Annotated in this window: 23 protein-coding genes; 13 read left to right on the forward strand and 10 right to left on the reverse strand. The window is 56.6% G+C overall.

Annotation, left to right across the window (positions count from 1 at the left end):
• Positions 1-91 precede the first annotated feature (91 nt).
• Positions 92-253, forward strand: a complete 162-nt coding sequence (locus QE435_RS20595; RefSeq protein ID WP_306932736.1) for an entericidin — start codon at positions 92-94, stop codon at positions 251-253.
• A 122-nt stretch (positions 254-375) separates the two neighbouring features.
• On the opposite strand, the gene QE435_RS20600 is transcribed toward QE435_RS20595, so the two are convergent.
• Positions 376-1,113, reverse strand: a complete 738-nt coding sequence (locus QE435_RS20600) for a ParA family protein (protein WP_309771009.1) — start codon at positions 1,111-1,113, stop codon at positions 376-378.
• Between the two features lie 160 nt (positions 1,114-1,273).
• On the opposite strand from QE435_RS20600, the gene QE435_RS20605 reads away from it, so the two are divergent.
• Complete coding sequence (locus QE435_RS20605) at positions 1,274-2,104, forward strand: phosphodiester glycosidase family protein (RefSeq protein ID WP_349042502.1); 831 nt, start codon at positions 1,274-1,276, stop codon at positions 2,102-2,104.
• On the opposite strand, the gene QE435_RS20610 is transcribed toward QE435_RS20605, so the two are convergent.
• Positions 2,099-2,452 (reverse strand): hypothetical protein, encoded by a 354-nt coding sequence (locus QE435_RS20610; protein WP_306932741.1) that lies wholly within the window; start codon positions 2,450-2,452, stop codon positions 2,099-2,101. The genes QE435_RS20605 and QE435_RS20610 overlap by 6 nt on opposite strands.
• Before the next feature lie 767 nt (positions 2,453-3,219).
• Here QE435_RS20610 and QE435_RS20615 point away from each other — a divergent pair.
• Together QE435_RS20615 and QE435_RS20620 are read left to right on the forward strand one after the other, a co-directional pair.
• Complete coding sequence (locus QE435_RS20615) at positions 3,220-4,623, forward strand: L-serine ammonia-lyase (protein WP_349042503.1); 1,404 nt, start codon at positions 3,220-3,222, stop codon at positions 4,621-4,623.
• Between the two features lie 64 nt (positions 4,624-4,687).
• Positions 4,688-5,122 carry a DUF1489 family protein gene (locus QE435_RS20620; RefSeq protein ID WP_306932745.1) on the forward strand — a complete coding sequence of 145 codons (435 nt, stop codon included), beginning with the start codon at positions 4,688-4,690 and terminating at the stop codon, positions 5,120-5,122.
• 232 nt (positions 5,123-5,354) lie between these two features.
• Here the strand turns inward: QE435_RS20620 and QE435_RS20625 are convergent, their stop codons facing one another.
• Positions 5,355-5,966, reverse strand: coding sequence for a transglutaminase-like cysteine peptidase (locus QE435_RS20625; RefSeq protein ID WP_349042504.1), 612 nt, complete (start codon positions 5,964-5,966; stop codon positions 5,355-5,357).
• 652 nt (positions 5,967-6,618) lie between these two features.
• Positions 6,619-7,224, reverse strand: a complete 606-nt coding sequence (locus QE435_RS20630) for a PilZ domain-containing protein (RefSeq protein ID WP_306932748.1) — start codon at positions 7,222-7,224, stop codon at positions 6,619-6,621.
• A gap of 343 nt (positions 7,225-7,567) precedes the next feature.
• On the opposite strand from QE435_RS20630, the gene QE435_RS20635 reads away from it, so the two are divergent.
• Both QE435_RS20635 and QE435_RS20640 read left to right on the forward strand, forming a co-directional pair.
• Positions 7,568-8,332, forward strand: coding sequence for a rhomboid family intramembrane serine protease (locus QE435_RS20635; protein WP_349042505.1), 765 nt, complete (start codon positions 7,568-7,570; stop codon positions 8,330-8,332).
• 201 nt (positions 8,333-8,533) lie between these two features.
• Positions 8,534-8,968, forward strand: coding sequence for a CBS domain-containing protein (locus tag QE435_RS20640; RefSeq protein ID WP_309771014.1), 435 nt, complete (start codon positions 8,534-8,536; stop codon positions 8,966-8,968).
• A gap of 60 nt (positions 8,969-9,028) precedes the next feature.
• Here QE435_RS20640 and QE435_RS20645 read toward each other — a convergent pair whose 3' ends face one another.
• The 3 genes from QE435_RS20645 to folE all read right to left on the reverse strand — a co-directional run bounded on the left by QE435_RS20645 (position 9,029) and on the right by folE (position 11,198).
• Complete coding sequence (locus tag QE435_RS20645; protein ID WP_306932754.1) at positions 9,029-9,979, reverse strand: patatin-like phospholipase family protein; 951 nt, start codon at positions 9,977-9,979, stop codon at positions 9,029-9,031.
• 100 nt (positions 9,980-10,079) lie between these two features.
• Positions 10,080-10,541, reverse strand: coding sequence for a phosphoribosyl-AMP cyclohydrolase (gene hisI / locus QE435_RS20650; RefSeq protein ID WP_306932756.1), 462 nt, complete (start codon positions 10,539-10,541; stop codon positions 10,080-10,082).
• A 30-nt stretch (positions 10,542-10,571) separates the two neighbouring features.
• Positions 10,572-11,198: a GTP cyclohydrolase I FolE gene (folE, locus tag QE435_RS20655; RefSeq protein ID WP_306932757.1), complete on the reverse strand. Its 627-nt coding sequence runs from the start codon at positions 11,196-11,198 to the stop codon at positions 10,572-10,574.
• Positions 11,199-11,467: 269 nt separating this feature from the next.
• Here folE and QE435_RS20660 point away from each other — a divergent pair, with 269 nt between their 5' ends.
• The 3 genes from QE435_RS20660 (at position 11,468) to thrS (ending at position 14,411) form a co-directional block, all read left to right on the forward strand.
• Complete coding sequence (locus QE435_RS20660) at positions 11,468-11,914, forward strand: iron-sulfur cluster assembly scaffold protein (protein ID WP_306932758.1); 447 nt, start codon at positions 11,468-11,470, stop codon at positions 11,912-11,914.
• A 4-nt stretch (positions 11,915-11,918) separates the two neighbouring features.
• On the forward strand, positions 11,919-12,284 hold the full coding sequence (yidD, locus tag QE435_RS20665; RefSeq protein ID WP_306932759.1) for a membrane protein insertion efficiency factor YidD: 366 nt from the start codon (positions 11,919-11,921) through the stop codon (positions 12,282-12,284).
• 117 nt (positions 12,285-12,401) lie between these two features.
• The gene (gene thrS / locus QE435_RS20670; protein WP_349042506.1) at positions 12,402-14,411 is read left to right on the forward strand and encodes a threonine--tRNA ligase; all 2,010 of its coding nucleotides are present in this window, start codon (positions 12,402-12,404) and stop codon (positions 14,409-14,411) included.
• Positions 14,412-14,508: 97 nt separating this feature from the next.
• Here thrS and QE435_RS20675 read toward each other — a convergent pair whose 3' ends face one another.
• The gene (locus QE435_RS20675; protein WP_349042507.1) at positions 14,509-15,489 is read right to left on the reverse strand and encodes a hypothetical protein; all 981 of its coding nucleotides are present in this window, start codon (positions 15,487-15,489) and stop codon (positions 14,509-14,511) included.
• Between the two features lie 108 nt (positions 15,490-15,597).
• Here QE435_RS20675 and QE435_RS20680 point away from each other — a divergent pair, with 108 nt between their 5' ends.
• The 3 genes from QE435_RS20680 (at position 15,598) to QE435_RS20690 (ending at position 18,071) form a co-directional block, all read left to right on the forward strand.
• Entirely contained in the window at positions 15,598-16,179 is a 582-nt protein-coding gene (locus QE435_RS20680; RefSeq protein WP_349042508.1) for a nitroreductase, read from the forward strand.
• Positions 16,179-16,784: a flavin reductase family protein gene (locus QE435_RS20685; RefSeq protein ID WP_306932766.1), complete on the forward strand. Its 606-nt coding sequence runs from the start codon at positions 16,179-16,181 to the stop codon at positions 16,782-16,784. The genes QE435_RS20680 and QE435_RS20685 overlap by 1 nt, the downstream gene beginning before the upstream one ends.
• A 138-nt stretch (positions 16,785-16,922) precedes the next feature.
• Positions 16,923-18,071, forward strand: a complete 1,149-nt coding sequence (locus QE435_RS20690; protein WP_349042509.1) for a DUF2336 domain-containing protein — start codon at positions 16,923-16,925, stop codon at positions 18,069-18,071.
• Positions 18,072-18,121: 50 nt separating this feature from the next.
• Here QE435_RS20690 and QE435_RS20695 read toward each other — a convergent pair whose 3' ends face one another.
• The gene (locus QE435_RS20695; protein ID WP_306932769.1) at positions 18,122-18,520 is read right to left on the reverse strand and encodes a hypothetical protein; all 399 of its coding nucleotides are present in this window, start codon (positions 18,518-18,520) and stop codon (positions 18,122-18,124) included.
• A 101-nt stretch (positions 18,521-18,621) separates the two neighbouring features.
• Here QE435_RS20695 and QE435_RS20700 point away from each other — a divergent pair, with 101 nt between their 5' ends.
• Positions 18,622-19,077 (forward strand): GNAT family N-acetyltransferase, encoded by a 456-nt coding sequence (locus tag QE435_RS20700; protein WP_349042510.1) that lies wholly within the window; start codon positions 18,622-18,624, stop codon positions 19,075-19,077.
• Here the strand turns inward: QE435_RS20700 and QE435_RS20705 are convergent.
• Entirely contained in the window at positions 19,074-20,288 is a 1,215-nt protein-coding gene (locus QE435_RS20705) for an AI-2E family transporter (RefSeq protein ID WP_306932773.1), read from the reverse strand. The genes QE435_RS20700 and QE435_RS20705 overlap by 4 nt on opposite strands.
• Positions 20,289-20,357: the final 69 nt, after the last annotated feature.

A 20,357-nucleotide genomic window follows, 5' to 3' on the forward strand; every position in this document is an offset into this window, starting at 1 on the left:
TGACAATGCGTGGAACCCCGCTGAGTTTGCGGCGTTTTTTGTGCGTCACAGATCACGCCTGCACCCGCAGGCCCAAGGGGAGTTTTGAAATATGACGACACGCGCACTCGCAACCGTTGCTGCCATTCTCGTTACGGTCGCTAGCCTCAGCTCTTGCGGCAACACCATTCGCGGCGTGGGCCGCGACACGGCAAACGCAGTCGATGCAACGCAGGATGCAGGACGCCGTGTAGATCACGCAGCGCGCCGTTAATGTCGTAAAGGCATAGTGTGCCATTGATAAAGTTGAAGCCGGCGAGAGATCGTCGGCTTTCTGTTTTTAAGGCATGGGAGGCGAAAGAGGTTTTACGCTGTTTCGCTGGGACGCCGGGTGTTTTAGGCCGCTTTCTTAGCCGGCTTTGTAGCGACCGCCTTCGTTCCAGTCGCTTTGGCGGATTTCGCCGCGACTGCTTTCGGTGGAACGAGGCTGACGACGTCTAACGCCAATGCCTGGGCGTTTTCACACGCCTTGTCCAAATTGCTAACTCTCTCGGGATCCATCATGTGCGGCGCACCGCCGACGACGAACATGTCGCGATAGGCAGCACGTTCGATGAGGGGGGTGCCAAGCACGTGCACCATCTTCTCTGCCAGCAAGGATTTGACAGCCTGCATGGAGCGAGTGGTTATGATCGGGCTGATGCGCGTCAGGATGACCGAATGAGGAATACGGATGTCACAGCGATCTGCGAGGTCTTTCAGAAGGCTGAGCACTTCGGCGCCGCCCACCGCGTCCATGGCGCAGCCCTGCACTGGAATAAGCACATGGTTGGCAAGGCCGATGGCCTTGGCCATAAGTGGTGATCGACCACCGGGAAGATCGACGATAACATAACCGCCGCGCTTCTTGCTGTCTTTGATATGCCCCTCGATGGTGTCGTCGCTCACGTCTGAGATGACGGACAGGTTCTTCTGGGCTTGCGTCAGCCCGTACCACCTAGACGTCCATTGTTGCGGATCCGCATCCAGCAACGTGACGCGGTGTCCCATCCGCGCAAGCTCGCTGGCGACGATCACGGCGGCCGTCGTTTTTCCGGCACCGCCTTTTGTATTTGCAAATGTAATGACTGGCACTGTCTGAACCCCTGATCTTGTGTTCGAGCCGTATCATCGCCCGCGATCGACAACCGCTTCATCATAAAACGGAACGTGTTTTCTTATTGGATTGTAGTGCTAAGGCCTCAATTCAGGCGGAAAGTCCGTCTGGAAAGAAGTTGGCCTCGTCTCAGGTCTTTTGAATCTCGCTTATGCGGCGCATCGGCGCCCAACCAATAGAAACGATGATTCTTTACTTGCGCCAAGGGGAAATATGCATCGGTTTGTAATATATTTTTTGTCGTTGTTTCTTGCGACACAAGTGCGCGGTAGCGAATTACCTTCCTACTGTATCAGAATGGAACATGTCAGCGCCGCCTACACGGTCTGCAGCTTTGACCCGCGCAAAGCAGATATCCGGCTTTATAGTCGAGACGAAGTCACCGGCACTTCCTATGGTGGGTTTGCGGCACTGTCGTCGGCCCTGTGGCGGCGGCACCAATTCATCGTCTTTGCGATGAATGGCGGCATGTATCATCCCGATCTGTCGCCAGTCGGACTGTACATCGACAACAAGATCGAGAAGACACCCATCAACACAGCAGGGGGCTGGGGCAATTTCCACATGCAGCCGAACGGCGTTTTCTTCATTGCCGATGGGAAAGCGGGGGTGCGCGAAACCAGCGCCTACCTGAATGCTAACCTCAAACCCGATCTTGCCACGCAATCAGGCCCGATGCTCGTCATCGATGGAAAAATTCATCCGCGCTTCCTACCCGACAGCGACAGCTTCAAACGCCGAAACGGCGTTGGCGTTTCGTCCGACGGCATTGTGCATTTTGCAATCTCGGAAGACCCGGTGCGCTTCTATGATTTCGCCACCCTGTTCCGCGACGAATTAAAGACGGATAACGCTCTTTATCTTGATGGCACAATCTCAAGCGTCGATATCCCTGCAATGGGCAGACGTGACGACCTTTTTCCAATGGGTCCCATCATCGCGGTCGTTGAAGGTGTGCCGGACCTATAGAGGCGATTTGGGGTAGGCCTTTTCCAACCCGCCGGACTTGGCGACTCCGCTTTTGAAGGCATTATAGGCGGGGTGCTGGCTGCTTTTGGCCACCTCGTGGAGGCGGATTTGCAGGCGGGCAGGGGCGTTATCACCAAACCACTTGCCGCATTTTTCGAGTTTCAGGGCGTTGAGAAAGCGCGACTGAGATTCCTTATCGAGATAGACAAGAAGCCCTTCCAGCAACGCTTCGTCCTGCTGCGGATTTTCCAGCAGCAGTTTCAACCATGCCTGATCGTCTGCGCTCAGCGTCGAAATCTTCGAAGCCACTGTGTCCCGGTCTGGAAAGGCTGATGAAGCGTTCTGCATGATTCCCTGCTCTCCTTGAGTTTCCTTCCGGTAGTCCAGAGATATGCCCTTTTCAAGCTGCCTCTTTGCCACTCATCTTCCATCTGAACGTCACAACGATTTCGACAGGCAATAAGCCGTTCCACCAGCGTGCGGCTTCAAGCTTTTACACTCTTGTCGAAATTAAGATCGCAGAGCTGACAGCTCCAGCGCAGCGCCCCGGATTAAGCGCTTGTTTTTTCACATACCTATGCGCTGTACGTATGGCAGGTCACAGAATTCGCCTTGGTTTAGCCTCTTTTTGCATTTGCGTTCGTCACACATTTTTAATAGATGGTTGCGCCACGGGACGCGCTGAAAGAGCCGCCCGAAGAGTGAACACGCTGGAGTAATCATGGAAGAAACCGCTCAGAAATCCTGCTGGGGTGTAACGTTACGCGCACTCGCAGGCTTCGCTGCTTTTCTCGCATTGACCTATCTTTTTGGTACACCGTAAGCATCTCACTTTTTTAAAAAGTTTTTTTCGTAAAACAGCGCGGCCTCTCCCGAGAGCCGTGCTGTTTTCGTTCTGAGGCGCCCTATAGCGCCATAAATCCGTTAGGATACCAAACGACGCTCTACCTTCTTTGAGTCTAGGCATCGTGCCCTCTGAAAATTGGTTGCTGTTTGGGCTGACGCTGTCGTCGCTATAGCGCTACCGACACAGTTTTGGCCGCTTTTTGATATGGTTCGTGCCGAGCGCTTCCGATAAAGTTGCACCAATAGGTCTATACATAGGGCATCCCAGAATGTTTCTTTCCGTCTTCGACGTGTTCAAAATCGGCATCGGACCTTCGAGCTCCCACACCATGGGGCCCATGTCGGCCGCCAATCGCTTTCTTGAACTGATCCTGTCGGATGATTGGCCACGGCCTTCGGGTGCCGCCGTATCTGCCATCAAGGTCAGCCTGCACGGCTCGCTCGCCTTTACCGGCATTGGACATGGATCGGGCAGAGCTGTGGTTCTGGGGCTGACAGGCGAGAAGCCGGACAAGGTCGATCCAGATGCCATGGACGGCATTATCGCTGATGTGGAACGCACAGGTCTCGTCACCCCGCCCGGTCATCCGTCCTACGCCTTTCGTCCAGACGAAGATCTTGTGTTCGACAAGAAGAATCCGCTTCCCGGTCACGCCAACGGCATGACTTTCTCTGCCTATGACAATCAGGGCAGGATGCTTTTGAAGCGAATTTATTATTCCGTCGGTGGCGGCTTCGTGGTGACCGATACCGAGCTTGACGCCATGCGCCAGCGCGGAAAGACGGTCGATAACGGCCCGAAAGTGCCTTATCCCTTTGCCACAGCAAAGGAGATGCTGGACATGGCAGCGCGCTCGGGCCGGACCATCGCTCAGATGAAGCGCGCCAATGAAGAGACGGTGATGAGCCGCGACGCTCTGAACAGCCGCCTTGACCAGATCTGGGAGGCCATGAACGGTTGTATAGAACGCGGTCTGAAGGGCGAGGGCATTATGCCGGGCGGTCTGAAAGTTCGCCGCCGCGCGCGCTCTATCCATGATAAGCTCAACGCCGAATGGCGCAGCAACCGGCTTAATCCCGTTCTCGCCAATGACTGGTTGAGCGTTTATGCCATGGCGGTGAACGAAGAGAATGCTGCTGGTGGTCGCGTCGTAACGGCTCCCACAAACGGAGCTGCTGGTGTCGTGCCAGCCACCGTGCGCTATTTTCGCCACTTCCATGAGGATGCTTCCGTCGACGATATTCGCGACTTCCTGCTGACGGCAGCCGCGATTGGCGGCATCATCAAACACAATGCCTCTATCTCCGGCGCGGAAGTCGGCTGCCAGGGTGAAGTGGGTTCTGCGGCTGCTATGGCGGCGGCAGGTCTGGCAGCGGTTATGGGTGGCTCGCCGGCACAGGTGGAGAATGCCGCCGAGATCGCGCTTGAGCATCACCTTGGCATGACATGCGATCCGGTCGCAGGACTGGTGCAGGTACCGTGCATCGAGCGCAACGCCCTCGGCGCGGTGAAGGCCGTCACGGCTGCGTCTCTGGCCTTGAAGGGAGATGGGGAGCATTTCGTCCCACTCGATGCCTGTATAGAGACCATGCGTCAGACGGGCAATGATATGAGCGAGAAATACAAGGAAACCTCTACCGGTGGCCTCGCGGTCAATGTCGTGGAATGTTGATATTTGATGGCGCGATTGTTTGACGGGCGCTTGACGCGTCCGTCGAAACGGCATTGATAGCGGCATGGCTCTACATCTGATCAAGCTTTGCGTCGGCGCGGATTCCATCGAGGATTTGCGCGAATGGGTGTCCCAACGTTCTCTCACCGCAATGGCGGCTGGGCTGGAACCGCACAGCGTCCACACCACACGCATGATTCCGAAACGCATGGAGGAGTTGCTCGACGGCGGCTCACTTTACTGGGTGATCAAGGGGCAGGTACAGGCCCGTCAGAGACTTCTCGACATCCGCTCATTCACCGGCGGCGACGGCATCACGCGTTGCGATCTGGTTCTGGGACCGGAAGTCATAGAGACTTCGCCTGCGCCAAAACGGCCTTTCCAGGGATGGCGTTATCTCAAGGACGAGGAAGCCCCGCGCGATCTGGGCGGCGCAGGCATTGCGGAAGACATGCCCTCCGACCTGCGGCGGGAACTTGCCGAGCTCGGGCTTCTGTAGCGCTCAAGAACATCGGACAATCCGTTTCGCGGTTGAGCGACAACAAACCTTGCCTCAAAACAGGAAAACCGGCTCCGGGGGCAACGGAACCGGTTCTGGGGCAGGATCGACACGGGGTAGAGCGACCTGCCTAAACCTTGGAAATATGTTCTGTGAACGTGTCCGCTTTTTCTACGTCCACTGTTCGAATTGCGCCGGGCTGCGGAGAGGCGTCCTGACGCTCACGTTGCAATCAGTTCTTGATGCCGGCAACAGCGTTGACGTTGCGGCCATCCTGAATTTTGACCCAGCGGCCTGGATTGGCAGAATCCTGGCGCTTCAGATAGGTGTACTCGGTGTCCGACCAGTCCATGACCTTATTGCGCAGGTTGTCGAGAATGAAGTCACCGCGGTCTGTGCGAACGGTCAGGACGGCGTGGCCCGAGCCGCTTGGCTGCAGAACGACGGTGATCAACAGGTTGGAGGCGGAGATGCCTTTGTTCATCAGCATCTTGCGCTTGAGAAGCACGAAGTCTTCGCAGTCACCCGCGGTGGTCGGGTAGGCCCAGCGCTCTTCGACACCATAGAGTTCCATGTCGGTCGCTGGCGTGATGGTGGTGTTGACCGTGTAGTTCACGTCCAGCATCATCTTCCAGGTTTCTTCCGTCAACCGCAGCGGGCCCATGTCTGCCGAGGTCGGCTGGCATTCGCTCTGGTAGGTCTGGCAGAACTCGTAATGTCCGATCGGAGGATTGGCCTTTCCGATAATTCGCATTGCTGCACCGGGCGACGCCTCTGCCTGCTGGGCGAATGCGCCAATGGCCAGTGCTAAAATCGTAAGTCCCAAACGGCTGTATTTTTTCATATCTTGTCTCCCCGTTGTGAGGAGGACAATGCCATTGACATTTTGATCGCAGGCAAAAAACCGTGCTCAAATTCGAGCTTAAATTAAGCAAAAACAACGGCTTATTTGATGCTTATTTGATGCTTATTTGAATGGAATTTGAATAGTATTTTAGCAATCGAGTTAGCTCCTTCGCTGAGCTGAAGCTGCAATTCGCCAATATTCCGGTGCCTGTTGCGGGAAATAGGGTTAACGGACGTAACGGTCTAAGTCCGTAAGGGGGTAGCTCTCAACCGTTTATTAATTCTATTTCGGCTCTGAAAACACGCGTCCAACGACTAAATTGACTGAAAATTCTTCTTTTGATTGCAGAAAAAATCGCAATTCAATCGTCTTTTTTGCGCTTTTTTCTGAATTTTCTTTCGAATCCCGTTTTGGAGCAGGTCGATATCCGGCTCTCGGGAAGCGTCTGCGTCGTTTTTGACGATGAGCTTGTTTGGAAAGACGGCTTGTTACGAGTGCTGTTTACAGGTGACAGGCAGAGCTCAAGTCCATGTGCAACAATGGCGCATGGTCCGGGCGAGATCAGCCGGAAAAGGCGATGACCACAAAGCAGCAAAAAACCGGCAAACGCCTGGCGTTGCCGGTTCTAAAATTCTATCGCGAAAAAATGTCAGAGAAACTCGATCAGCGCGTCCTTAGACTGAACACTGTCGAACTCGATCGCAACGCCTTCCATGAAATGGCGAACGATACGTCCGCCCATATTGCCCAGACGAACGGTGGTGCCAAGCGCCGGGCGCGGGTCGATCTCGATAGCCGCACCGGAGAGCGAAAGGTCGATGATGCGGCAAGCAACTGTGTTGCCGTCGTTCAAGAGAAGCGAGGCATTCGCATGTCGCGGCGTCAGGCGGTCATGACGTCTGTCTTCCGGCAGACCGAGCGCTTGACGTTTAGCGATCCACGCCAATTGGGCGGCGAGCTTTTCGCGCTTGCGTTCCGTCGCAGCGATCGCAACCGAGAAACCGTCGGCGGTCAATTGCGTGACCTTGCCTTCGACGCGGCCGATATGCTGCAGATAGATGATGATGCGGTCGTTGCGGTTAGGTCTGGCAAAACATGTCAGCCGCGCGCTTTCTGCCGTCATTTCCGTGGCAGTACAGTCAAACTCATCTTCCGTCGGCAACATAAGACGTCCGGAAAGACCGACGGTAACCGGTGGTTCAGCGGTGTCGACTGATTTCGAAACATGGGTGTGTGCGAGATTTGATGAAAACATTGCCAGCGCTATGTTGCATGAAGAAAAAGACAAGCCATGTTTTACTACGGGCGGGTTAACAGACTGTTTTGTCGTACACCAATATTTGAGGAGAATGACGAGATATCATCGAAGGACCGCCGCTCGACTGTCTCGTTCTGGCGCAAAACTGTTATGCCCCGAAATAGGCGTTCGTGTGAGCGCAAATCGAACGATAGAGACGACCGTTTTCATCTTGAACTCAGGCATCTGGTGATGTGGAAAGAGGCCGTATCAGGCTTGTAGCGCAATCGCGCCGCTTTTATTTGCACGGACCTTCCTATATTGCTCCCATAGGGTCGAACGATATGAAATGGAAATGAGAATGACGCATCATGAGGGCGGTGAGTTGCAAGAGCCGCAAGACGATCGCCCGCCGCTCCAGAAGCAACCCATTTTCAACCTTCCATTCATTCTGGTCGCTGTTCTCGGCTTTATGATCGCCATCCAGGCGGGTTCTGCCTATCTGATGTCGGATGAGACCTACGGAGCTTTCCTTTTCACCTTTGGCTTTATCCCGGCGCGTTATACCATTCCCTTGGCGCAGCAAGGCCTGGAATGGCTCTGGACGCCGCTGACCTATTCCTTCCTCCATGGTGGTGTTGAGCACATCCTTTTCAACGGACTATGGCTGATGGCGTTTGGTGCGCCCGTCGCACGCCGCATCGGCACGCCTCGATTTATTCTTTTCTGGATAATTTCTGCGGCGATTTCCGCTTTTGGTCATGCGGCTCTTGATTGGAGCAGCATCACGGTTCTGATTGGTGCTTCCGGCGTGGTCTCAGCCCTCATGGGTGCAGCTTGCCGCTTCGCGTTTCCGCCCCGCGGGCAGCGTTATCATCCGTCCTTCGGCCACCTTCTTCCGCGCCAGGGGATTCTTCAAGCGCTGACCAATAGAACGGTTTTGATCTTCACGATCGGATGGCTCGCGGGTAATGCGCTGATTGCCGTTGGCTTCCCCCTGTTTGGTGATGTCGGCGGGGAGGTGGCGTGGGACGCTCACATCTTCGGTTTCTTCTTCGGCTTCCTTTTCTTCGGCCTGTTCGATCCAAAAGCCGCGCCGGAAAACAAAGCTGCCTCAATCGATTGAAGTCTGTTCGAGAGCGCCGCGCGTCTTTTCGGACGCTCTAAATCTTTAAATCTACGCATCCTGATTTTCTGGCCGATACTGTAACCTGAAATTCAGTTGCTTTCCCCGTCGAGGGAGCGCAAAAATTTGAAGACGGTGCTTCGTTCTCAGGGAGGAGACTTGAGTGCGATAGCCGGGCGGCAACGGACAAGGGAGGTACGCATGCCGATTTTTGTGAAAGAAATTCTCGATCTTAAGGGTAGGGAGGTCGTGACGGTCGATCCCGATATGACGATCGCGGATGCTGCCGTGACGCTCTACGAGCATCGTATTGGTGCCGTCGTTGTCACCGACCACAAGGGTGCAGTCCTTGGCATCTTTACAGAGCGCGATCTCGTGCGTGCCGTGGCCGCCAAAGGCTCAGCAGCCCTGGAAACCAGGGTTTCCGATGTGATGACCAAGAATGTGACCCGGTGCAACGAAGAAACCACCACGGACGATCTGATGGAGATCATGACGGGTGGCAGGTTCCGTCACCTGCCGGTAGAGGCCAATGGGCGTCTGGCAGGCATCATTTCCATCGGTGACGTGGTCAAGGCCCGCATCAGCGAGATCGAGACGGAAGCGGAGCACATCAAAGCCTATATTGCAGGCTGACGAGCGTTGGTCTTTGAGCGGGTAGATGAAGGGCAGGCACTTAGCCTGCCTTTCATACTGTCAGGGCTGAAACACCTGCTGCATGCGCTTCAATTCGGGAATTCTGGAGCGGGTCTCTTCATAACCCTGGTCGATCGCCTCGGCAGCGCGATGGAATTCCGAAAGACCGATCTGGCTGATACGCGGATGAAGCGTCAAATCCGGCGGATCGCCAGCCAGTCTCGCCCGTGAAATACGATCCTGAATGATGTTGAACGCCTGAACCATGACGCCTGGCAAGCCTATCCTGGATGTGGCTGTGATCGGCGTTTCGGCCTCGCTTTTGCTACCAGTACCCGCACTGTGTTTGACCACGGCAGAGCGACCGAAGATATCGTAATTGAGGTTGACCGCAACGACCAGGGCTTGCTCGTGGGCGCGGCAAACGGAGACCGGTACCGGATTGACGAGGGCGCCATCGATCAGCGTCCTGCCGTTGCAGCGCACCGGTTCAAAAATGCCGGGCAGGGCATAGGATGCGCGAAGTGCGGTGATCAGATTGCCTTGGTGAATCCATACTTCGTGGCCGGTGCGCAGTTCGGTCGCAACCGCGATAAAGGGATGCTCAAGATCTTCGATGGTGAGGCCTTCGAGATGCTCCTGCATGCGCTTGGTCAGCCGCAGGCCGCCAAACAGTCCGCTACCGCCAATCGTCAGGTCCAGCAGTCCGGCAATGCGGCGCATAGTCAGTGAGCGGGCAAACTCTTCCAGTTCGTTGAGTTTTCCTGCCAAGTAGCAACCGCCGACAAGGGCGCCGATGGACGTACCGGCAATCATGCCGATCTTCACCCCGGCTTCGTCGAGTGCTCGCAGCACGCCAATATGCGCCCATCCACGAGCAGCGCCACCACCAAGTGCCAGTGCTATGCGGTTTGGGGGAAGTGTTGGCTTCGGCGCAGGCGTGATTTTCTCCAGGGTGCCGAGTGTCGTCGCGGACGATGGATTATCGCGGTTTATTCCCCATCCAAGCATTCGACGCCTCCCACTTGCATCTCCCGCGAACCGCGAGTCTCCTCAAGGATTTGTCACATGATCGTAGCAAAAGGCAAAGAAATCGAAAAGATTCTACTCCTTAAGATGAGGAGGGTGAACCATAGGTTGTTTCCGGATCAAAATGCCGCTTGTCGTCAGTGATTGTGGTTATCGCGCTTTCGTCTTCCATCGTCACTATGCGGTAGAAGCAGGAACGGCGGCCAGTGTGGCAGGTGGCATCGTGTCCAGCGACGGAGACCTTCAGCCAAACGGCATCCTGATCGCAATCCGTGCGGAACTCGCGAACCGTCTGAAGATTGCCGGAGGTTTCACCCTTCTTCCAGATCTTGTCCCGCGAGCGGCTGTAATAATGCGCAATGCCCGTCTCCAGCGTCAGCTTCAGCGCCTCCGCATTCATATGCGCGACCATCAGCAACTCACCGTCTTTGATGTCGGTGACGACCGCAGTCACGAGACCATTTGCGTCGAACTTCGGCGAGAACGGCCCGGATGCTTCCAGCGCCACCTTATCGGACGGCGCGGCTGGGAAAATGGCGGACATGAGATCCTCTGTGAGAGGGTGGCAACCGATTTAGCGGTTGCGCACCATGGACATGAAGCGGGCTTGCTCGGCAGGATCCTTCTTGAAGGCTCCGGTGAAGCTCGTCGTCAAAGTCGTGGAACCTTGCTTCTGAACACCGCGCATGGACATGCACATATGTTCGGCGTCGATCATCACGGCGACGCCGCGTGGCTTCAGCGTGGTTTCGATCGAAGAGGCGATCTGTGCCGTCATCGTTTCCTGGGTTTGCAGGCGACGCCCGAAAATCTCGACGACGCGAGCGATCTTGGAAAGGCCAAGAACCCGGCCATTCGGCAGATAGGCGACATGCGCCTTGCCGGTGATCGGCACCATGTGGTGTTCGCAATGCGAGAAGAAAGGAATGTCACGCACGAGAATAATGTCGTCATAGCCGCCGACTTCTTCGAAGAATGTGCCAAGAACATCCTTGGCATCGAGGTCGTAGCCGGAGAACAGTTCGCGATAAGCCTTGGCCACGCGCTTCGGCGTGTCCAGCAAGCCTTCTCGGGCCGGATCGTCCCCAGCCCAGCGCAGAAGGACGCGTACGGCATCCTCGGCTTCAGCCTGCGTTGGTCGCGCTTTTGTCACATCGTCCGTCGCGCCAGCGCCAGGAAAATTCTTCACGATTGCATCCATTTTTTAACTCCCGGTGTGGTTCAAGGCCACACCTGAACACGTCCTGCAACGACGCTCGCGCGCCACGTGCTGCTATCTGGTTGTTTTTCCGAATTTTGGCAAGAGTGTGCGCGCCTTGCCTCCATTATTTCATCAAACCTTGATGTACGGATAGTGAGTTAACATATTACGTCCGCCAAGGGCAGCAAAGCTTTTCCCAGAGCGACACATCGTTTAGAAAATGATGACGGCGCTCGACTGTTCTCGAGCTTTTACGTGGGATATCGACCATGGACGACATCTATAACAACCGTATCCTGGAATTTGCCGGCAACATTCCGCTCGCTGGCGTCCTGGCGGATGCGGATGCGCAAGCGCAGAAGCATTCCAAGCTCTGCGGCTCCAAGGTCAAGGTCTACATCAAGATGGATGGCGATCGGGTGTCCGAGTTCTCCCATGAGGTGCGCGCCTGCGCCCTTGGGCAGGCGTCCTCCTCGATCATGGCGCATCATGTCGTGGGTGCGAGCCGATCCGAAATTCGTAAGGCACGCCAGGACATGATCGATATGCTGACGGCAGGCGGCGAGGGGCCGGAGGGGCGTTTCGAAGACATGCGGGTCTTGAGGCCCGTCAAGGATTACAAGGCGCGTCACGCCTCGACTATGCTGACCTTCGAAGCGGTCTGCGATTGCCTGGATCAACTGGAGGCTAAGCAGCCTCTATCCGAAGCGAGTTGATCTCATGTGCGGACAACCCGGTTGTCACGATAAGCCGCACAAGCCTGCAAACCGCTCTCGTAATTGGGCCGGTCCATTTCGAAAGACGCCTGGCCGACTCTTCGGCATGGGCCTCATTCGCCTCTATCAGCTGACGCTCTCAGGCTTTCTTGGTAATGGCTGCCGTCATATTCCCACATGCTCCGAATATGGATATGAGGCCATTGGCCGCCACGGACTGTGGTCTGGTGGATGGCTGACCTTGTTCCGCGTCGCACGCTGCGGGCCAGGCGGCACCAGTGGCTTCGACCCGGTTGCCGAGCGCCTTGGAGGGCGTCAATACTGGTTTACGCCATGGCGCTATTGGTCGCGCAAGGCGTCTCAGAAATAGCCGAAAGTCTTTACTCGACCTAATTTTCAGCCTATCAGGCTGTCGTTCGCGCCGATCCTATCGTCGCATGTTTTGACCACCCGCATTCGTTGGCGGGACTGGACAGGAGAATTCAAAGTGTCAGACACCCTTTCCCTTACATTTCCAGATGGCTCCGTTCGTCAGTACCCCGTGGGTACAACGGGACGTGATGTTGCCGAATCCATTTCCAAGTCGCTTGCAAAGAAAGCCGTCGCTATTGCGCTGGACGGTGAATTGCGCGACCTGTCCGATACGATTGCCAATGGCGCAATCGAGATCGTTACCCGCGACGACAAGCGTGCGCTTGAACTGATCCGTCACGATGCCGCCCACGTCATGGCCGAGGCCGTGCAGGAATTATGGCCCGGCACCCAGGTGACCATCGGTCCTGTGATCGAAAACGGCTTCTATTACGACTTCGCCAAGAACGAGCCTTTCACCCCCGACGATCTTCCGAAGATCGAAAAGAAGATGAAAGAGATCATCGGCCGGTCGAAGCCCTTTACCCGCGAAATCTGGTCGCGCGAGAAGGCCAAGCAAGTCTTTGCCGCCAAGGGCGAGAACTACAAGGTCGAGCTCGTCGATGCTATCCCTGAAGGTCAGGATCTCAAGATCTACTATCAGGGCGATTGGTTCGACCTTTGCCGCGGCCCGCATATGGCCAATACGGGACAGATCGGTACGGCCTTCAAGCTGATGAAGGTTGCTGGGGCATACTGGCGTGGTGACAGCAATAACCCCATGCTGACCCGCATCTACGGCACGGCCTGGGCCACGCAGGAACAACTGGATCAGTATCTGCACATCCTGGCGGAAGCCGAGAAGCGCGACCACCGCCGCCTTGGCCGCGAGATGGACCTTTTCCATTTCCAGGAAGAAGGTCCGGGCGTGGTGTTCTGGCACGGCAAGGGATGGCGCATGTTCCAGACGCTGACCGCCTATATGCGCCGCCATCTGGAAGGCACCTATCAGGAAGTGAACGCACCGCAGGTTCTGGACGCTTCGCTTTGGGAGACCTCCGGTCACTGGGGCTGGTACCAGGAAAACATGTTCGCGGTAAAATCCGCCTATGCCTTCACCCATCCGGAGGACAAGGAAGCGGACAATCGCGTCTTCGCCCTGAAGCCGATGAACTGCCCCGGTCACGTTCAAATCTTCAAGCATGGGTTGAAGTCTTACCGGGAACTGCCTGTTCGACTTGCAGAGTTCGGTACTGTTCACCGCTATGAAGCGTCGGGTGCTCTGCACGGCTTGATGCGCGTTCGTGGCTTTACCCAGGACGACGCCCACGTTTTTTGTACCGAAGAGCAGATGGCCGCGGAATGCCTGCGCATCAACGATCTGATCTTGTCGGTCTATCAGGATTTCGGCTTCGACGAGATCGTCGTCAAGCTGTCAACGCGTCCTGAAAAGCGCGTCGGTTCGGACGACCTTTGGGATCGCGCCGAAAGCGTGATGACCGAGGTCTTGAAGACCATCGAGGAGCAATCCGGCGGACGCATCAAGACCGGCATTCTGCCGGGCGAGGGCGCCTTCTACGGTCCGAAGTTCGAGTATACGCTGAAGGATGCGATCGGCCGCGACTGGCAATGCGGCACCACGCAGGTAGACTTCAACCTGCCGGAGCGGTTCGGCGCCTTCTATATCGACCAGGCGTCTGAAAAGCGTCAGCCGGTGATGATTCACCGCGCGATCTGTGGTTCGATGGAACGCTTCCTTGGCATCCTGATCGAGAACTTCGCTGGCCACATGCCGCTATGGTTCGCGCCGCTTCAGGTTGTCGTCGCGACGATCACCTCGGATGCCGACGATTACGGTCGCGAAGTTGCCGAGGCGCTTCGTGAAGCCGGTCTGTCGGTGGAAACGGATTTTCGTAACGAGAAGATCAACTACAAGATCCGCGAGCATTCGGTCACGAAGGTTCCGGTCATCATCGTCTGCGGCAAAAAAGAGGCCGAAGAGCGGACGGTCAACATTCGCCGCCTCGGCTCGCAGGCTCAGACCTCGTTTGCTCTGGATGAGGCGATTGCCAATCTCGTTGACGAGGCCACGCCGCCGGACGTCAAGCGCAAGCGCGCTGCAAAGGCGAAAGCCAAGGCTGCTTGAATGCAAAGAAAACGGCGCCTTCGGGCGCCGTTTTCACGAGATGATGCTGTGGATCAAGTTGGCGGACGAGCAAGGGTGCGGAAGCGCCGAAGCCGGGTTACTCGAAATCGCCCGTCGCGTCTTCCGGTGCCTGGTCCTTCATCAGAACTTCAACGTCTGAATCCTGCCCCGCCTTCACCCTGAAATTGCGCTGGTAGACCTTGTCTTTGTTGCGAGCGATTGCTGTGTACTCACCATCGGCCAGTACCATGGTGGAGAAGGCGCTGACGCTCTCATTCACCACGTCGCCGGCACCCGTCAGCACGGACCACGCCGTATCGGCGATCGCTTCGCCCCCATGCTCGGAGACGAGTTTCAGCGTGACCTGCGCGGCATGATGCTGGAGCGTCGCTTCCGTGAGCTTGCCTGCTTCGACCTGAATATCGGCGCGCACGACCGCATTGACTGATCCGTATTCCGATACCACATGATAGGTCCCGGCATTGAGACGGACGATGGTGTTCGGCTTTACATCGGTCATCACCAGCTTCCGCTCTCCGTTCTCGGAGGCTTCGGAAGAGTAGATGGAAAACTTCAATTGATTGGCGGAGATGTTCTTGTCGTTGCCGGCAACGGCATTAAGGACGAAGCCGCCCGCGTCGAGAATGAGAACCTGCTTGTCGATCTTGCCGTTTTCGGGAACGCTGAGCTTCTTGGTCACACCTGCGCGCCCGAAGGCGACGTTGACGAAATATTCTCCCGGCTCAAGATGAAACTCGGCTGAACCGCCTTCGGAACTCGCCAGCATCGGCAGCTTACCATCGGCGCCGGGAATAGGACTGAAGACGCGCCAGGCCAGTCCCTCCATCATCGGTTCGCCTTGCTGCGTCAGCTTCGCTTCCAGCACGACGTCACGCGATTTCACCGCTTCCGGCTCGCTGGGAGAAGGAACGGAAAACGCGTTCAGCTTCGGCATTTTCGGCGTACCGCCAAGCTGCCTGAACTCCTTGAAGGCGTCCTGCGAGACGGCAACACCGGGTAGCGCGCCAGCCGAGGCGAGCGCGATGCAAAGACCTGCTCCGATTTTGGTGAACGTCATTTCTCTCGACCGGATTGACTTCTTGTTTTTGTGGGACCACTTCAATCCGAACCGCAAGGCTATTTCAAGGCCTGTCTTTAGATTGCATGCGAATGGAACGATCCCACCATGAAAACTGACATCAAGCTCATCGACTATCTGAACGTACGACGCTCGACACCCGCGCCACAATTGACGGAGCCAGGTCCCAGCAAGCAGGAGCTCGAAGAAATTCTTCGCCTGACGGTGCGCGTTCCAGACCATGGCAAGATTGCGCCCTGGCGGTTCATCGTGATCCGTGGCGAAGAACGGGTGAGATTGGGCGAAGCCGCACTGGCGCTCGCGCTGAAAAAGAACCCTGACTTGAGCGCTGATTTCCAGGAAGTGGAACGGACCCGCTTTACCAGAGCGCCTGTCATCATCGCCGTGGTCAGCAAGGCAGGACCGCATGTAAAGATCCCCGAATGGGAACAAGTCATGTCGGCAGGTGCCGTTTGCCTCAACCTGCTTCTGGCCTCGAATGCGCTTGGATATGCCGCCAATTGGCTAACCGAATGGGTGTCCTACGATCCTGAATTCTTGGCCGAGTTGGGCGTGAAGGACGCAGAGAAAGTTGCGGGACTTATCTATATCGGGTCGACGACATTCCCGCCAGTCGAGCGTCCGCGTCCGGAACTGACCGACGTTGTGACCTGGGTTGGTGAAGCGTGATGTTCTATACGACGGACACAAACCAGCATGGCATGGCGCATGATCCCTTCAAGGCGATCGTCGCGCCGCGACCCATCGGCTGGATCGGCTCCAAGGGAAGCGACGGAACGCTGAATCTTTCTCCCTATTCCTTTTTCAATGCCATAGCGGACAAGCCGAAGCTGGTGTTGTTCTCATCGAGCGGACAGAAGGACAGCCTGCGGAATGTGCGGGAAACCGGTGTCTTTACCGCCAGTCTCGTGAGCCGCCATCTCGTGGATCGAATGAATGCCTCGTCGGCACCTGTCGATTATGCGGTCAACGAGTTCGAGCTGGCCGGTCTGACCGCACGTGCGGGGGAAGTGGTTGATGCGCCCTATGTGGCGGAAGCGCTTGCCGCGCTGGAATGCCGCGTCACGCAGATCGTGCAGCCACAGGATATCGAAGGTGAGGCGGCCGACTCCTGGGTCGTCTTCGGGCAGGTGATGGGCATTCATATCGATGAATCGATCATCCGCGATGGTCGCATCGATATGGGACTTGCGCGGCCGGTGGCCCGGATGGGCTATATGGACTACGCAGACGGTGGCGCCGACGTCTTCCAACTGGCGCGCCCGAAGGCCTGACAGCCTCCACTTACGCCATGGTTAAAGAGCATGGTGAACCAATCGTAAACCTTTTCCCCCTAGGTTTCACCCATGGAAGGTGATCGCCGGTTCGGTAACGAGTCGCGATAACCTTCGCGGGGTCATAAGAAACATTTCTTGGGGTGCGATGTGGTCGTAGAGGCATTTCTCAGCTGGACGGATAAGGCGCGTGCTGGTGATAGAGCTAAGGCTGCGAAGGCGCTGGGCACAGCCTATGTGACGTCGGCTTTGCCGAAAGACAAACAGGCAGGCGCCTATATGGCCATGTCCTACCTTCTGGACGATCCATCGCCCAAAGTCCGCCAGGCGCTTGCAGACGCGCTGTCCTGCTCTGAAGATGCTCCTCGCCCCATCATTATCGCACTGGCTGAAGACCAGGCTGAGATTGCCTGTCAGGTGATCATCAATTCGCCCGTGCTTCGGGAATCGGATCTAGTCGATCTGATTGGCCGAGGATCCTCTACCACCCGGGCAATGATTGCCGCGCGTGCTGATCTGAGCGCCGGCGTTTGCGCTGCCATGGCGGAAATCGGCAGCGAATGCGAAGTCATGATCATGCTGGAGAATCTTTCGGCGCAGATCACGCCCTTCACGCTGCGGCGAGTCTCGGAGCGTTTTGGAGAAGAGCCGGAACTCCGCAGTCTACTCTTGGAGCGTGATGATCTTCCAGCCGATGTACGCCATACCCTCGTCCTTCTGGTCGGAGAGGCGCTGGCTTCTGCCGGAATTGTCGGTCAGGTCATCACCGCGGCGCGCGCCCGCCAGATCGTTCAGGATGCATCAGAGGCCGCGGTGACGCTGATTGCTGGCGAAGCGTCCGGTCAGGAAAGATCATATCTCGTCGAGCACCTGCGCCGCCACAGCCAGTTGACGCCTGCCTTCCTTCTGCAGCTTCTTTGCACGGGTAAACTCGACTTCTTCTCCGAGGCCATGTCCAACCTCTCCGGGCTTGAGGAGCGACGTGTCCGCTCGATCCTCGCAACAGGCAGAAACCATGCGGTCAAGGCGCTCTATCAGTCGAGTGGTCTTTCAGGAAGCGCCCTCGAGGTCTTCATCGAGGCGACTCGTCTGTGGCGTCAGGCGGCGGAAATGCCGTATGGCGGAGCGATACAACAGGTTGCCGAAAGGCTTCTCGGTACCTTCTCGAATGCAGAGAGCGACGCCAACGTCTACGAAATGATGTCGATGATTGAAAAGCTTCTCATCGTCGATCAACGTCAGAGAGCGCGGTCCTTCGCCGAGGAACTGATCGCCGAGGCCGCTTGATCGTTAGATCGGGCATCTATGCGCTCAGGTCACTGGTTGCATGGAAAGCCCTACTTGGACAGGCGTCTCGCAATCCAGGAATAGCTGTCTTCGACCATACGTACGGGTTTGCCCAGAACCTCCTTCACGCCTTCCGTCGAGGGGAGGATTTTTCGCACGCGGCCAATCGCTCGCTGCGCGAGGTTCTGTTCCTCTTGCGCTTCGATTTCTGGCGTTTGCTTTGGAGCGTCCTGCCCGGTCGCCGCCTGTTCGACAGGGGCGTCGGGAATCTGGCACACGGCAACGACGACCGGATAGGAGACATTGGTGAATTGGCCAAGCTGCTTTTCCGACTCGGCGTCGCAGAGTTCGATGCTCGTCCACCGCTGCTGCATTGTGGCGATGTATCGGCAGTCGGACGCCGTATCATCGCAGCCGAGGATTGTCATCAAGACGAGGGCGGTTCGCATTTCACTTTTCTCCGGACGGAAGAGCTGTTTTACTGACCTTGTCATTCAGTATGATTGCAGTCTTATTGCGGCTAAAGCCGTCTTATGAAAATGGAAATAGCATGCCCGTAGAAATCAATCAGGAATCGCCACGCCAGCCGGAAATCGCCCGCCTCATGGATCTGTCGAACGCTTATATGGCCTCGCTTTATCCAGCCGAGAGCAACCATCTTGTCGATCTCGATGCGCTTGAAAAGCCCAATGTCTCGTTCCTGGTCGCGCGAAATGACGGCGCAATTGTCGGCTGTTGTGCACTGGTAGAAGCTGGAGACGGCACCGCGGAGATCAAGCGAATGTTTGTCGATCCTGAGGCGCGGGGCCTGCAAATCGGCAAACGCATGATGACAGCGCTGATTGAGCGCGCGCAGGACATAAACCTTACAGCAATTCGTCTGGAAACAGGCATCAGCCAGCCTGAGGCCATCAACCTTTATCGTAAAGCCGGTTTTATCGAGATCGAGCCATTCCCGCCCTACAAGCCGGATCAGCTCAGCATGTTCATGGAACTGCGTCTCTAAACCGAGCTCACCGTCTTTCGAGGTCTCGGAGGCTCCTCTACGAGCTCGATCTCTTCTTCATGAAGCTCTTGCACGATAACGGGTTCGCCTGCCGATATCTCGGCTTCGCGAACCCACTCGCGCCATACGGCAACCAAAAGCGCCATCAGTACCGGGCCGATGAATAGGCCGAGAAAGCCCATCGTCTTGACGCCGCCGACGAGACCGAAAAAAGTCGGCAGGAAAGGGAGCTTGATAGGGCCGCCGACCAGGCGCGGGCGGATCGTCTTGTCAACGATGAACAGTTCCACCGATCCCCAGATGAAGAGCGCGATACCTGCGGCAGGAGAGCCGCTTGCGAGCAGATAGATCGACACGAGCGTGAAGGAGAGCGGCGCACCTCCGGGTATCAACGCCATGACGCCTGTCAGAACGCCGAGCGTCACCGGGGAGGGGACGCCTGCAATCCAGTAGGCGATACCAAGAATGATGCCTTCGCCGATGGCAATCAGGGTCATGCCTGTGACAGTGGAGCTGATTGTTGCGGGGACCACTCGCGAGATACGCTCCCAGCGGTTGGGCAGGATCCGTTCACCGACGAGGTCGACCTGGCGGGCAAATCCCACACCGTTGCGATAGACGAAGAACAAAGCGATCAGCATGAAGAGCAGCGTCAGGACGAGGTGGAATGCGCCATTACCCGCCGCCACGATGGCGCGATAGATATTGCCGATGTTGGCGCCGCTGACGAGCTGGATGACTTCACCGATGGCGCCCGGTGTGCCGACGTAACGGGTCCATTGTTCACTGAACCAGACGCCGACACCGGGAAGTGCTGCTATCCATTCCGGAACGGGCGCACCCGTCTTATTGACCTCCACAGCCCAGCCGAACCATTCGCGTATTTCACCGGCAGTGTAGGAGGCCGCAATCACGATCGGGACGATCAGGAACGCGATGATCAACAAGATCGCAATGGTCGCGCCGACTGTGTTGTTGCCGCCCACGCGGTCCAGCAGTCGCCGATAGATGGGCCAGCTGGCAAAGCCGATAACGAGAGCGGCCAGCACGGGAACAAGAAAGCCGTAAAAGAAGTAGATACCGGCTGCGACAATCAAAAGCAAAAGCCAGCGGGCAGCGGAGATGGAGGGGACCAATGCGATGCGGGCATGGGTCGCAGCACCCAGCCACCGGGTTTCTCCATCCGCATGATGATTGTCGGCTTTATTCACTCTAGTCTCTTTCGCATTCCCGGGCAGCGGGTCACACTGTCACAGGTGAGATGTGGGGCGCAATCTATT

The organism is Agrobacterium sp. SORGH_AS 787 (assembly GCF_030819035.1).
Lineage (GTDB): Bacteria > Pseudomonadota > Alphaproteobacteria > Rhizobiales > Rhizobiaceae > Agrobacterium > Agrobacterium larrymoorei_B.